Source organism: Streptococcus sp. S784/96/1 (genome assembly GCF_902729355.1).
Lineage (GTDB): Bacteria > Bacillota > Bacilli > Lactobacillales > Streptococcaceae > Streptococcus > Streptococcus caledonicus.
The window spans coordinates 16149-31340 of sequence record NZ_CACVCC010000005.1; the positions used below are offsets into that span (position 1 = coordinate 16149).

Consider the following 15192-nt stretch of genomic DNA (forward strand, 5'->3'; position numbering starts at 1 on the left):
GAGTCTGAGACAAAAAGATTTTTAGTTTAGAAAGTCTAGATCATTAAATCTAATTATATAAAACGAACAAAGGTTATCTCATTTTATATATAAGAGATAACCTTTGTTCGTTTTTGGTTCTAGTGTTCAGAGAGTCGTTTCAGACTCCTTAATTTTAGTGTAGAAATAAATTAAGTCAATGATTGATTGGAAGCATGCAATAGGATCGTTTCAACCTAAGCTTCGAAATGAGATGGAGAAGCTCAGGTTGAAATTATAATTTCTGTCCGATCTATTTTCTTTACTCAAGATTGAGTTTGTGTTTAATAATGGCGTGGGTTGCAATGTATGAGGCAATCAATCCTACAATGGTCATCACTAAATCAACTAAAATCAAACTACCATCTGTAAACGTAAAGGCAAGAAGGAATGAAATTAGTGTTAGAATCAACCAGATGATACCGTAGCTGACAAATCCCATCAAAACACGGTAAGTATTAAACAGTTGGCCGATAGAGATAGCGAGATAAATCCAAAGTACAGCTAAAATAGTAGAAAGGAAGGCGTCGAGATTCCAAACTATAAACCAAAACGTACTTTCAGAAGGAGGGACTTTAGACATGACTTCTGAAAATACTTTAACTACCTCTGACCATTCAACATGAGGTAGCACAAAAGCTAAAATAATGATTGCAAATAAAAGATAGGTTGTAATGAAAAGTAGGGTGGAGACTAGCAATTTACTCAAAAGAATAGAATGAGTAGATACTGGGAGTGTCATGGTTAAGTAACCTTGGCGACTAAAAAGGCTGGCATAAAAACGACGGATAATAATAACATAGGAAGCTATAGTAACTGCAATTAAAAGTCCGAATAAGGCAGCTAATAGGAAGAGAAACATTACATTATCTCTCAAATAACTTCCAACTTGATAACCGACATAGTTATAAGATGATGTTTCGATAGTTGTAATGAAACGTTTTACAGAATTTCCAGTAGCAATGGCCACTAATGAAGTAATAAAGAGAAGTCCCAGGTACCATTTTCCGATAGACTTTATTTCATATTTTAATAGTTTTCCAAACATAGTAACCTCCTAAGATTTAAAATGTTCTCTAAAGAGAGCATCAATGGATTGACCGTGTTCAAAACGAAGATCATCTGCATTTCCCTGCAAAGCGATTTGACCATTGTGGAGAAAAACAACTTCATCTAGAATAGGTTCTACATCTTGAATGAGGTGAGTAGAGAGAATAACGGAAGCGTCTTCTGAGTAATTATTGATAATGGTACGAAGAATATAATCTCTCGCCGCTGGGTCAACTCCTGCGATAGGTTCATCAAGAATATAAAGTTTTGCACGACGACTCATAACCAAAATCAATTGTACTTTCTCTTTGTTTCCTTTTGATAGCGTTTTGATACGTTTATTAGGATCAATGTCTAAATCAGCCAGTAATTTTTCAGCTCGTTCGCGATCAAAGTCGGCATAAAAATCTTGGAAAAAGCTTAGAGTGGCATTAGTGGTCATATTTTCATTGAGATAAGTGGTATCAGGAAGGTAAGAGATTATTTTTTTGCTCTCGATAGAAGGGTGATACCCGTCTATGACAACCTCGCCACTATCAGGTTGTAGCAGACCATTAATCAGTTTGATGAGAGTTGTTTTACCGCTACCGTTTGGGCCAAGAAGTCCAATAATTTTTCCTGCTGGTAAGTTAAAGGTGACCTCGTCTAAGGCAATTTGATGACCATATGTTTTTGTGACGTGGTGTAATTTAAGTAAATCAGTCATGTGTATTTTCCTCCAAAAAGCGGGTTAATTCAGGGATGATATCTTCTTGTGAGAAACCAATTTTTTGCATGTTGCTGACAAAGTTTTTTAATTCTAGCTGAGCAACTTCCAAACGTTTTTCAGCAATGAGATCAATGTCTTCTGTTACAAAACGTCCAGACGTTCGTTGAGAATAAACCATTCCTTCACGTTCTAATTCTGTAAATGCTCGTTGCATAGTGTTCGGATTAACTCCAGCTTCCTCGGCATATTCACGGACAGTAGGGAGTTGGTCACCGCTTTTGACTTGATTGCTGATAATTTGCATTTTTACATGTTGAGCAATCTGAGCATAAATGGGTGACTTTTCATCAAATTTCCAAGCCATAACCAAAGATATAAAGAGATGGTGTAGATGTCCAAAAGTTGATTTTTGGAATAACTAAATTCTCTTTCCTTTCTATGTAGATTTTATAAACTAATTGGGATATTGAAACTATTTTGTACTATATCTATAATACGTATTAGTGGAGTTTTTGTCAAATAGAATCTATTTGTTAAGCGATTTATACTGAAGATGACGGAATTTTAAAATAAGAGGGAGGGGAGTGGACAAGTGTTGAAAAAAACTTATTTGTATGTAATGTTGAATTTGATATTATCTTAGGTATACAGATTTATTCTACTCCTCTTGAACTTTTCAATTTCCCATCATATTGGTTGTTGATGAGCCTTTTTGGCGATAGTTTATATGAGGAAAAGAACAACATAGGTACTATTTATTTCTTGAATATCTATATAATAAGGCTTGGAGTATTGACAGTATCATAAGAGATATTTTAGTGAATAGATGTTAGTGCTTTATGTGCCTAATTCTTTATAGTATAATGAAAGTAAAAACATAGGAGGTTGGTATGTTTGTTCCGTTAGACACTAGAACTGTTTATACATTTTTGGATAGTTTGGTTGATTTGCCAACCTATATTAGTAAAGCAAAGGAATTGGGCTATAAACATGTTGGTATAATGGATAGCGACACGCTTTATGGTGCTTATTCTTTTATTCAACAGGCAACATTGGCCGGTTTGAAACCGATTTTAGGTTTAGAGTTGTCGGTTATCATAGCAGAGCAAAAGATTAGATTAAAATTAATTGCGAAAAATACGGTTGGTTATCAGAGTCTCTTGAAAATCTCTAGTCAACGTATGATGGGAGAAACTGATTGGACAGCCTTTTCTGAGCTATTAAAAGGTATTGTGGTCATCTTACCAGCCGAATTTGTAGCAGTGGGGGATCTGTTATATTGTGAGTATATGATTGGGGTTTATCCTGACAGTCCGCAGATAGCGTATGAGAAACCAATGATTCCCCTTCACACCATTCGCTATTTTTCTAATGATGATCGGGAAACTCTTCAAGTGCTTCATGCCATCAGAGAGAATGTTTTTCTAAAAGATATCGAAGCGCCGAGTGCTAATCAATTTCTTTATTCACCGGAAACGATGGAACAAATATTTTCAGAGCGTTTCCCAACTGCTATAGATAATTTGACAACATTGGTTGAAAATATTTCTTACGAATTTGATAGAAACTTAAAACTTCCGCGGTTTAATCGCAACAGAGAAGCAGTAGATGAATTACGTGAACGAGCAGAAGCTGGATTGGTTGCTAAAAAGAAAACAGAATCCATTTATCAAGAACGTTTAAATCAAGAATTATCAGTCATTCATAAAATGGGCTTTGATGATTATTTTTTGATTGTCTGGGATTTGTTACGATTTGGGCGGAGCAAAGGCTATTACATGGGAATGGGACGGGGTTCTGCAGCTGGAAGCTTGGTTTCTTATGCCCTAGATATTACAGGTATTGACCCGGTTAAAAATAATCTCCTTTTTGAACGTTTCCTCAATGAAGAACGATACTCAATGCCGGATATTGATATTGACTTGCCTGATATTTACCGTTCTGAATTTTTACATTATGTTCGTGACCGTTATGGCAGTCAGCACTCGGCTCAGATTGTCACGTTTTCGACATTTGGTGCGAAACAAGCTATTCGTGACGTCCTTAAACGTTTTGGAGTGCCAGAGTATGAACTGTCAAATCTGACTAAAAAAATTGGTTTCAGGGATACCTTGACCAGTGTCTATGAAAAAAATATGGCTTTCAGGCAACTGATTAATAGCAAGGCAGAATATGTTAAAGGCTTTGCTATTGCCAAAAAAATCGAAGGACAACCACGACAAACCTCTATCCATGCGGCTGGGATTGTGATGAGTGACGATGATTTGACTAATCATATACCGCTTAAAGCTGGTGAAGATATGATGATTACTCAATACGATGCACCATCTGTTGAGGCTAATGGGCTTCTCAAAATGGATTTTTTGGGCCTACGAAATTTAACTTTTGTACAGAAAATGCAGGAAAAGGTGCTAAAAGATTATGGTCGAGACATTGATATCAAAGCCATAGACCTTGAGGATAAGGAAACGTTACAACTGTTTGCATCAGGTTTGACGAAGGGAATATTTCAATTTGAACAACCGGGGGCTATCTCCCTGCTAAAAAGAGTTAAACCAGAAAAATTTGAAGAAGTTGTAGCGACGACAAGTCTTAACCGTCCGGGAGCTAGTGACTATATTGATAATTTTATCAAGCGAAAGTTTGGTCGTGAACAGGTAAATCTGATTGATCCGATTGTGGCTCCTATTTTAGAGCCTACTTATGGTATCATGTTGTATCAGGAGCAGGTCATGCAAATTGCTCAGGTTTATGCTGGATTTACATTAGGAAAAGCCGATTTGCTTCGCCGAGCGATGTCTAAAAAAGATAAAAAAGAGATGCAGCTAATGGAAGCTGATTTCTTAGCAGGTGCGAGAGAACTGGGTAGACCTGAGCAGGTGGCGCGTGATTTATTTGAACGGATGGCAAAATTTGCTGGCTATGGTTTTAATCGTAGTCATGCTTATGCTTATTCAGCGCTTGCTTTTCAATTAGCTTATTTCAAGGTGCATTATCCAGAGGTTTTCTATGATGTCATGCTAAATTTTTCAAGTAGTGATTATATTACGGATGCTTTACAAGCTGATTTTAAACTTGGGAAACTTACTCTAAATTCAGTCCCTTATCATGATAAGATTGATGATGGAAAAATTGTTTTAGGACTAAAAACAGTTAAAGGACTGCCGAGAGACTTAGCGCTTTGGATTGTTGAGAATCGTCCTTATCAGAGTATTGAAAACTTTTTAGAAAAATTACCGAGCAAATATCAGAAGGTAGAAGTGCTATTGCCCTTAGTTCACATTGGTCTTTTTGATGAATTTGAACCCAATCGTCGCAAAGTTGAAGTTAATCTGGAGCATCTATTTACCTTTGTAAATGAGTTAGGAAGTCTCTTTGCAGACTCTTCTTATTCATGGTTAACAGCCGAAGATTATTCTGGAACGGAAAAATACCGTATGGAGCAAGAACTTTTAGGGGTTGGGATTAGCCCACACCCTCTTGATGCTTTACGCAGAGAGTTACAGGGGAATTTCACCCCCATTGAGCAATTAATAGCAGACAGTGAGGGAACGGTTCTCGCTCAAATTGATACGATTCGTATTATTCGTACTAAAACAAAAGGTGAGCAGATGGCCTTTCTTACTGTTAGCGATGCTCGTCATAAGCTGGATGTCACCCTTTTTCCTGAGGTTTATGGGAAATGGCAGAGCAAACTACAGGAAGGTGCCATCTACCTCTTTAAAGGGCGCTTACAGTTGCGAGATGAAAGAATACAAATGATTTTACAAAATTTGACAGCAGCGACAGTTGAAAAGTGTTGGCTCCAGATGGCAAATCATGATCATGATAAAATAATCTCTGAAATTTTAAGTAAGTACAGAGGAGAATTACCAGTAGTTCTACATTATGTGGACAGTAAAAAAACCTTACAGAGTGATGTCTATTACGTTCAAAAATCCCATAAATTGATTGAAGAACTCAGTCCATTTGTTATGAAAACGATTTTTCGATAAAATCTTGTTAGAAAAAAGAGCAATTTAAAAACAACTGTGATATAATAGTGGGGTTAGAAATAAAAAAGGAGAAAACCAAAAATGAAACGTATTGCTGTTTTGACTAGCGGTGGAGACGCCCCTGGTATGAACGCTGCTGTTCGTGCAGTTGTTCGTAAAGCAATCACAGAAGGCATGGAAGTTTTCGGTATTAACCGTGGCTATGCTGGTATGGTTGAGGGAGATATTTTCCCAATGGACGCTCATTCAGTGTCTAATACTCTTTCTCATGGAGGAACTTTCCTACAATCGGCTCGTTACCCAGAGTTTGCAACTCTTGAAGGGCAATTAGCAGGAATTGAACAATTGAAAAAACATGGTATTGAAGGTGTAGTTGTTATCGGTGGAGACGGTTCTTACCATGGTGCTATGCGCTTAACAGAACATGGCTTCCCAGCTGTTGGTGTTCCAGGAACGATTGATAATGACATTGCTGGAACAGATTACACTATTGGATTTGATACTGCTGTTAACACTGCAACATCAGCATTGGATAAAATTCGTGATACGTCATTCTCTCATGGGCGTACCTTTGTTGTTGAAGTGATGGGACGTAATGCTGGGGATATTGCCCTTTGGTCAGGTATCGCTGCCGGTGCAGATCAAATTATTATCCCAGAAGAAGATTATGATATCAATGAAGTTGTCGCTAACGTTCGTGAAGGTTATGAAGAAAAAGGCAAATTCCGTCATTTGATTGTTTTAGCGGAAGGTGTTATGCATGCAGATGAGTTTGTTGAATTGATGAAAGAAGCAGGGGATACAAGTGATCTTCGTGCGACAAACCTTGGTCATATTCTTCGCGGTGGTGCCCCTTCACCTCGTGATCGTGTGATTGCGTCATGGATGGGATCACGTGCGGTTGAGCTTCTTAAAGAAGGACGCGGAGGTCTTGCTGTTGGTATTCATAATGAGCACCTTGTTGAAAGTCCAATTCTTGGAACTGCTGAAGAAGGAGCCCTCTTTAGTTTGGGAGAAAATGGTAAGATTATCGTGAATAATCCACATAAAGCGCGTCTTGATTTTGCTGCTTTGAACCGTGACTTGGCTCACTAAGCTATATTAATTTCGTTATTTCTGCCGGTAATCGGCAATTTAAAAAATAGGAGTTTCATATAATGAATAAACGTGTCAAAATCGTTGCAACCCTTGGTCCTGCGGTAGAATTCCGCGGTGGTAAAAAGTTCGGAGAACCAGGATATTGGGGTGAAGAACTTGATGTTGAAGCATCAGCTCAAAAAATTGCACAATTGATTAAAGAAGGTGCAAATGTTTTCCGCTTTAACTTTTCACACGGTGACCACGCAGAGCAAGGAGCTCGTATGGCAACTGTACGTCGCGCGGAAGAAATTGCTGGTCAAAAAGTTGGTTTCCTTTTGGATACAAAAGGTCCTGAAATTCGGACAGAAGTGTTTGAAGATGGAGTTGACTTCCACACTTACAAAACTGGCGATAAAATTCGTGTTGCTACAAAACAAGGTATCAAATCAACTCCAGAAGTGATTGCCTTGAACGTTGCTGGTGCACTTGATGTCTTTGATGATGTTGAAGTTGGTAAACAAGTTCTGGTTGACGATGGTAAACTTGGTCTTAAAGTCATTGAAAAAGATGTTGAAAAACGTGAATTCATCGTTGAAGTTGAAAATGATGGTGTTATTGGTAAACAAAAAGGTGTAAACATTCCTTACACTAAAATTCCTTTCCCTGCTCTTGCAGAACGTGATGATGCAGATATTCGTTTTGGTCTTGAACAAGGACTTAACTTTATCGCAATCTCATTTGTACGTACAGCACAAGACGTTGAGTCAGTACGTAACATCTTGCGTGAAACTGGTAATGAACATGTTCAATTATTCTCAAAAATCGAAAACCAACAAGGTATTGACAACGTTGACGAAATCATTGAAGCATCTGATGGTATCATGATCGCTCGTGGTGACATGGGTATCGAAGTGCCATTTGAAATGGTTCCAGTTTACCAAAAAATGATCATCACTAAAGTGAACGCAGCTGGTAAAGCAGTTATCACAGCAACTAACATGCTTGAGACAATGACTGATAAACCACGTGCAACTCGTTCAGAAATCTCTGACGTGTTCAACGCTGTTATCGACGGAACTGACGCAACAATGCTTTCAGGTGAGTCAGCTAACGGTAAATACCCAGTTGAATCAGTTCGTACAATGGCTACTACAAGTAAAAACGCTCAAACTCTTCTTAATGAATATGGTCGTTTGAACTCAGATAGCTTCCCACGTACTTCAAAAACTGAGGTTGTAGCTTCTGCAGTTAAAGACGCAACAAAATCAATGGATATTAAATTGGTTGTTACAGTTACTGAAACTGGTTTCTCAGCACGCCAAATTTCTAAATACCGTCCAGATGCAGATATCTTGGCTGTAACATTTACAGAAAAAGTTCAAAAATCATTGATGATCAACTGGGGTGTTATTCCAGTCGTAACTGAAAGACCAGAATCAACTGATGATATGTTTGAATTGGCTGAAAAAGTTGCGCTTGAGCAAGGCCTTGTTGAATCAGGTGATAACATTGTTATCGTTGCTGGTGTGCCAGTTGGTGTATCAGGTTCAACTAACACAATGCGTATCCGCACTGTAAAATAATCAGTTCATTCTGTTCAAAAATACTAGTTTTGACTAATTAATACATGAAAAGAGGTTGGGACAAACCAGCACGATGGCGGAGCCCCACACCCACAAAACAATGACAACCAATAGGCAAAGCCCTCGCTAAGTGCTATACTCTTAGTGAGGGCTTTGTGGTTGATAACTTAATGATAAAATCTATCAAGGGACAAACTAATCCACTTTATCTACGAGAACCCCAAAATATCGCCTAAGAAAATACGACTACTATTAGAGAGACAAGTCCTCATCCCAAACGTGAAGAGGCTCGCTTTGATACAACGACAGAAGGTTTACAACAATGTCATGATTTTCTCACATCTTTTCAAGGACAAGCTGTTGGCATGGAAAGTACAGGAGTCTATTGGAAACCCGTTTGGCATGCGCTCTGTCAAGACTTTGAGCTCATTTTAGCGAAGCCAGCACATATGAAAGCCATCCCTGATCAAAAATGAGAGGATTCAAGAACTACGAGAACTAACACGTTAACGGAAACATCAAGTTGAAACTCGTAATCGTGACGTGAACAGAATTCATACCATTCTTCAATCAGGAGGAATCAAATTAACAACCTACATTGAAGATATTATGGGCAGTTCTGGGCGTAACTTGATGACTGTTTTAGTCAATGGAAAAACCATCACACCAGAAGTTATTCGTGCTAATGTTTATACGACTCTGAAACAGAAATTCCTCAACTAGAAAAAGCCTTGGATGGTTATTTTTCAGCTCATCATCGGTTTATGTTAGAGCAAGCATTAGAAATTTATGATTGTTATAATGCTAAAATCCAACAGTTAGAAAATCGAATAGACAGTTATCTCAAAGACTATGAGCGAGAACTAGAGATATTGGATAGTATTCCGGGTATCGATCAGATTACAGCCTCTGTTGTTCTCGCTGAAGTTAGTGTTGATATGAGCCAACTTCCAACAGTTGGTCAATTAAGTTATTGGGCTGGGTTATGTCCAGGAAATCATGAGAGTGCTGGTAAAAAACGAAGTAGCCGAATAAGACATGGTAATGCTTACCTGAAAAAGAGCCTTTGTCAAGCTGTCTTTGCGGCTAGACGACAAAAAGGCAGTACTATCAATTAACTTATTCTGAATTTTGCCAACAAAAAAGATTGTTAGAGACGAGCTAACAATCTAAAACTAAAAATTTTTCGCCTATATTGTAACATAGGGGAGGAAGTTTTGTACTTTTTTTGAAGTTTTCGTATAAGAAGTCATGATTTCGAAGTCTTGACTTCTATCCCACTCTCTTTTCTATGTTAGTAACAATTTATACTCATTCAAAATCAAAATTAGAATTTTAGAACCCCTAATATCATTGAGATAGTGACGAGCGTAGCGAGAAAAAATATTTCTTTCGCTATAGTGGTATTCAAACTGTCCAGTGGATAGTTTCAGTCTGAGCTTAGAAATACAAGAGCTCAGAGTAAACTCTTGCTAAGAACGGGCTTTTTGGGAGAACTACAGAAATTGAGAATCAATTTCGTAGTAGTTCCCCAGCAAGGATGATTAGCTAGTAGTCGACAAGTACAGCCAATCATCTACTGCAATAGAGGGACTCAAAAAGTAGCAATGAAACTCCAAAGGAGGTTTTGATGTTGACTATGTCAACTCTATTTCCCACCTCAAAAGGTTTCCCAAACCTTTTGAGCGTCCGCACTTTTTAGAAAGAAACAAAAAAGTAATTTTTGAATTAAGTATTAATGAAAAAACTATCGAAGTCAAAGAAAGATAGAAATGTCTTATTTTCAGAGATTCTCATGATAATTTAACAGAAAAAATGGTATAATAATAATATCATAACCAAGAGGAGGCACTGATGGTAAAACGAGATCTGATAACGATGATTTTTCTGACAATGATAGCCTTCTTATTGGCTGTTGGTCTGAGGATATTTGTGTTTGAACCTTACACCGTGACGAAAGAGCAGTCAAATAGTTATCTAAAGTCAAATGATTATGTGGTAGCTAGTCAGTTATCTACTCCTGAGTACAAGAAGTTTGTTCTTTATGAAGTTGATGGAAAAGAATATATAGGTCGTATTGTAGCTAAAGAAGGTGATGTTCCAATCTATATGGATGATATTTTTTACCTCAATAATCAGGTTGAAAGTCAGTCATACTTAGATGATTTAAGGAAATCTCATTTTGATTTACATTCTGTGGATATTCCTTTTACAGCAGATTTTACCTTGGCGAGTTTAACTAACGGTGCTGAGGAGAAGATTCCAAAAAACCAATTTTTAATTTTGAATGATGACCGTCAAAATACTCAGGATAGTCGGACGTTTGGGCTCATTAAAAAATCTCAACTCAGAGGGGTTGTTTCATTTAGACTCCTACCTTTAAAGGACTTTGGTTTTGTCGAAGTCGAGTAATTTAAGCGAAAATGATGAGTTATTGAAATGGGTCAAGTTATTTTTGATAATGAGAACAATTTAGAGAGCAACAGAAATTCATTTAAACATGGATTTTTGTTGCTCTCTTTTTAATTATCGTTTGAAATGGAAGCACCTGACGTGACGTCTGACCAGCCGACCAGGGCCTGACCAGAATTTTCTAAGTAGGAGGAGAGAAGTGGTTTGAAATCTTGTACCATTTCCATGACCCCTTGGAAATCACCTGAATCATCATACAACATGGTGTAGGACTGCATATAAATTTTCGCAAAATACTCATTTGGAATATCTAGATGTAGGCTTTTTTCTGTAGAATGGCGGAGCTCCTGCCAAATCCAATCGGGCAGTTTATCGCAAGATTCTGGAAAAAAAGTCCCATCAGGCTTATGGTTACTGTAAGTGAGTTTTAAATCTTTATCATAAAAGGCTGTTTTATATGGAAAATAATCAAGATAATTCATGGTTTAAATGATAACTTTTTTCATCAGAAATAGCAAAAAATGAGTTTCTTAAGTAATTGTTTAAAGAAACTTCAAAATTTTTTATTTAAATGTTGACTTAATAAAAATAAAGTATTAGACTGTGTGCATAAAGTTAATTAAATATCAAGTAATGAAAAAATTGTAGTAATTATTGGACTTGGGATGGTTGGAAGCTCCTTAATCTATTATTTATTACGATAGGAATGGAGGAATTTATGCTATAGAGAGGAAGTTGAAGGAAGAAATTTATATCATCAACTTTTTGAAATAACAGATATTGGTAAGAAAAAAGAGAAGTGATATCTAAAAACGTATCTCAGTGTAGCTGCCTATATAGTTTTTTTGAATATTTTACAGGTATCCAATATTTAAATCGTTTGATGAAAAAGAATGAGATTGTTATGTTGTTGAGTTTTGATTATTTTGACGGAGAACTTTTTAAATTATTAGAGGAGGTATTATGTTTTATATCAAAAAAATATTTCTTCATATACTCACTCAATCAAATAACTGAGTTCAGAGATTGTTACAGAGCATTATTAAGAAAATTGAATATGGTTATAGAACTTATTCTGATAATTCAGGTATAGGTATATTGAGGAATGTTGTATCTCAACAAATTGTTCGAATATGGTTGCAAGTTTTGTAGTAACGATGCAACATATTATTTTTAGAAAAAAGAGTATATAGGGAGAATCAAATGAAAACTATTTTACAAGTCAGAAATTTAACTGTCCAAAATGAAAAAGGAGTTTTGTTTGAAGTTCCAGCTTTTAAAATCGCATCAGGAGAAAAAATTGGTTTTGTTGGTGAAAATGGAATAGGGAAGACTACACTTTTTTGTCAATTATTTAATCAAGAGAGTTCTAATATAAAAAGAGCTACTTCAATTGGTTATCTAGAACAAATACTGCCTCTTAACTATTTGAGTGGTGGACAACAGGAAAGAAAACAGTTAGAAAAGTTTATGTTTTCAGATAATGAGTTAATACTTCTTGATGAACCTACAACAAATCTTGATGATGAAAATATTGAGTGGCTAATAAATGTTATTAATGCATCTAATAAAACATTTTTAATCATTTCACATGACAGAGATTTTCTTGATCGAACGATTGATAAAATAATTTTTGTGGAAAACGGTCAATTGCAGAGTTTTTATGGAGATTATTCAGAGTTTCAATCTTGGACAGTGCATAAAAAAGAAAAACAAACAATTCAATATAAACAAGATATTAAAAAGAAAAAACAACTTGAAAGAGCTTTGAGAGAAAAGAAAGAAAAATCCGCTAGATTATTGAAAAAAAAGAAAGGAGTATCTCAATCGGAATGGAAGATGCGTTCCTATGTTGGTGATTATGAGAGTAAAGCTAAATCGCTAGCTAAAAGTGCAAAAAGTATAGAAACTCGTTTGTTAAGAGAGACGGTTACTACTCAGCCTCATCGCCTTAAGCAATTAACAATTAAAGTACCTGATATGTTATTAATCAAAAAAGGAAAGTCATTACTTAGAATAAATGATAATATTTATGAGAATTCGAATAATATTAATTTAAAGATAAAAAATTTCAATATTAAAGCAGGTGACAAAATTTCTTTAGTAGGTAAAAATGGATCAGGTAAAACTCAATTTCTTGAATTAATTTATTCACTTAAAGACCTTATTTCTAAGGAAGACTACATAAGTAATAATATATCTATAGGTTATTTTAAACAATCATTAAACTTATTCAATAAAAATGATGTGTTATTAAAAGTATTACTAATGGAATCAGAACAACCCAATCAAGTTGTATTTGATACATTAGCAAGTTTAGGTTTCAGAAATGAAGAGATGAAACGAAGATATGAACAATTAAGTGGTGGACAGAAAGTTAAAGCGAATCTGGCTAAAATTCTATTGGGAAATTATAATGTTTTATTTTTGGATGAGCCCAATAATTACTTAGATATTATTGCTATGCAGGCATTGGAAAATTTTTTGAAGGCATATGATGGGACATTTATTTTAGTTACACATGATAAGAGGCTTAGAGATTCAGTCTGTACAAGAGAATTTATCGTTGATTCCTTGACAATAAATTCTCAGGAATCTCTCAGATTTTAAAGATATTAATATTGAAGAGAGACGGGAGAATAATAAAGTGATAGAAAATACAAAAAATCAATAGAAAACCATAAAGGGCATGGCATACGCACAAAGAAACTGCATGTAACGATTTTCTAGCTACATGCAGTTTTTTAATATTTTCGAAAAAATTACATATGAGTATTGGTTTATCCTACATCGTAGTAAAATTTTATGATAAAAGGGTTAGTAATAATAAATGGTTTATAGTGTTAAGTCAAGAAGGTGGACTGTTTTATATGGAAAATAATCAAGGTAATTCATGGTTTAAATGATAACTTTTTTATCAGAAATAGCCAAAAAGTATTTTTAAGTAATTGTTTAAAAAAACTTCAAAAAATATTTATTTAAGTATTGACTTAACAAAAATAAAGTATTATACTATATAAAAAGTTAAATGGATACTTAAAAAAACATAAATGGAGTTATTGGTATGAAAAAGGCACTTAAAAATAAACTTTTCTTGGCAACCTTTGTTTCTGACATGTTATCAAATTTTGGTGACAGTCTTTACTATTTGGCTTTGATGAACTATGTCTTACTCTTACCAAATGCTAAGTTTGCGATTAGTTTGGTAACTTTATCTGAAAGTCTCCCAATTCTAACACGGTTTATGATGGGAATTTGGGCGGATAAGACGAAAAACAAATTGGATACCATCATGGTAACTCAGATTTTCCGTGTCCTACTCTATATTATTGTAGGTGTAGCAATGGGATTTGAACCTGCCCTTTGGGTAGTTTTAGTTGCTGTTGTAGCCAATCTTTTCTCTGATATTTCTGGCCAGTATGAATCTTATCTCTTTTCTCCCATTAGTTTAAGGGTCATTTCGAATGATGATCGTGAAGGGGCAATGGCCTTTCGTCAAGCGGCGAGCTCCATTTTACAGATTGGTTTCCAAGCCAGCGGAGCAGTGCTCATTGGTTTTATGACCTATCAAAATCTCGCTTTCTTTAATGCTGGTACCTTTCTTGTAAGTATGTTAATAATGCTAGCTTTACGCCCTGCTTTATCGAAACTCCTAAAAGAAAATCCGATTAAAATGGAAGATGTGGAGACCTCACAAAGCTTAGTGACAGAACTAAAAACTTCCTTTAAGGGAGCAATGGAAGTCATTAATACTATTCCTATTTTGAAAGCCAGTTTGATTACCATTATGGGAATTAATGCTATTGGATCAACATTGGATCCTATCATAATGGCAACTATAAAAGATTTTAAGGAATTTATCATTATCAATCCTGCCACAACAATTGCAATGGTTTCAATCGTTTTCTTTGTTGGGAATATTGTTGGCTCTGTCCTTTGTACAACACTTTTCAAAAAAGTGGATTTGTTAGGAATGATTAAATTGACCTTGGCGCTATTAGCAGGATTTTTTGCTGCATTGGTCTTTCATAATAGCTATGTAGCATTAGTAATCATTTTTGTAGCAGCAGTTGTTTCAGGTGGTGTTAATCCGAAATTTAGTGCCATGATCTACCGTGAAATTCCAGAGGAAAAGCTAGCCACAATTGGTTCTGGTATTGATACGCTCTTAACACTAGGCATGATTATTAGTCGCTTGGCTTTGTCTGGTATGGTTTTGATTTTACCAGCACAGCTCATTTCAAGCATTTACCTCTTGATTGCTCTTGCCCTTATGGTTTATACTATTAAAAAGACCTTTAAACAAAGTGAAGCAAGTGTTGAACCTGTTTCTTAGAAAGAAGAA

Annotated in this window: 10 protein-coding genes and 1 pseudogene; 7 read left to right on the forward strand and 4 right to left on the reverse strand. The window is 35.7% G+C overall.

What is annotated here, in order from left to right; all coding sequences use genetic code 11:
* Positions 1–280: 280 nt before the first annotated feature.
* The 3 genes from GZ996_RS02580 to GZ996_RS02590 are packed head-to-tail and all read right to left on the reverse strand — an operon-like array spanning position 281 to position 2141.
* Entirely contained in the window at positions 281–1066 is a 786-nt protein-coding gene (locus tag GZ996_RS02580) for an ABC transporter permease (protein ID WP_156806927.1), read from the reverse strand.
* Positions 1067–1075: 9 nt separating this feature from the next.
* Positions 1076–1774, reverse strand: coding sequence for an ABC transporter ATP-binding protein (locus tag GZ996_RS02585; protein ID WP_156806929.1), 699 nt, complete (start codon positions 1772–1774; stop codon positions 1076–1078).
* Positions 1767–2141 carry a GntR family transcriptional regulator gene (locus tag GZ996_RS02590; RefSeq protein ID WP_156806931.1) on the reverse strand — a complete coding sequence of 125 codons (375 nt, stop codon included), beginning with the start codon at positions 2139–2141 and terminating at the stop codon, positions 1767–1769. The genes GZ996_RS02585 and GZ996_RS02590 overlap by 8 nt, the downstream gene beginning before the upstream one ends.
* A gap of 526 nt (positions 2142–2667) precedes the next feature.
* On the opposite strand from GZ996_RS02590, the gene GZ996_RS02595 reads away from it, so the two are divergent.
* The 5 genes and pseudogenes from GZ996_RS02595 to lepB all read left to right on the forward strand — a co-directional run bounded on the left by GZ996_RS02595 (position 2668) and on the right by lepB (position 10847).
* Entirely contained in the window at positions 2668–5772 is a 3105-nt protein-coding gene (locus GZ996_RS02595; RefSeq protein ID WP_156806933.1) for a DNA polymerase III subunit alpha, read from the forward strand.
* Positions 5773–5853: 81 nt separating this feature from the next.
* On the forward strand, positions 5854–6867 hold the full coding sequence (pfkA, locus tag GZ996_RS02600; protein WP_156806934.1) for a 6-phosphofructokinase: 1014 nt from the start codon (positions 5854–5856) through the stop codon (positions 6865–6867).
* Between the two features lie 62 nt (positions 6868–6929).
* Positions 6930–8435: a pyruvate kinase gene (gene pyk / locus GZ996_RS02605; RefSeq protein WP_162011270.1), complete on the forward strand. Its 1506-nt coding sequence runs from the start codon at positions 6930–6932 to the stop codon at positions 8433–8435.
* A gap of 260 nt (positions 8436–8695) precedes the next feature.
* Positions 8696–9547: pseudogene (locus GZ996_RS02610) on the forward strand (transposase); the annotation flags it as partial.
* Positions 9548–10289: 742 nt separating this feature from the next.
* Complete coding sequence (gene lepB, locus GZ996_RS02615) at positions 10290–10847, forward strand: signal peptidase I (protein WP_161978670.1); 558 nt, start codon at positions 10290–10292, stop codon at positions 10845–10847.
* A 110-nt stretch (positions 10848–10957) separates the two neighbouring features.
* Here the strand turns inward: lepB and GZ996_RS02620 are convergent, their stop codons facing one another.
* Positions 10958–11329 (reverse strand): sodium transporter, encoded by a 372-nt coding sequence (locus tag GZ996_RS02620; RefSeq protein ID WP_162011271.1) that lies wholly within the window; start codon positions 11327–11329, stop codon positions 10958–10960.
* 721 nt (positions 11330–12050) lie between these two features.
* On the opposite strand from GZ996_RS02620, the gene GZ996_RS02625 reads away from it, so the two are divergent.
* Both GZ996_RS02625 and GZ996_RS02630 read left to right on the forward strand, forming a co-directional pair.
* Positions 12051–13457 (forward strand): ATP-binding cassette domain-containing protein, encoded by a 1407-nt coding sequence (locus GZ996_RS02625; RefSeq protein WP_156806071.1) that lies wholly within the window; start codon positions 12051–12053, stop codon positions 13455–13457.
* 454 nt (positions 13458–13911) lie between these two features.
* The gene (locus GZ996_RS02630; RefSeq protein WP_162011272.1) at positions 13912–15183 is read left to right on the forward strand and encodes an MFS transporter; all 1272 of its coding nucleotides are present in this window, start codon (positions 13912–13914) and stop codon (positions 15181–15183) included.
* Positions 15184–15192: the final 9 nt, after the last annotated feature.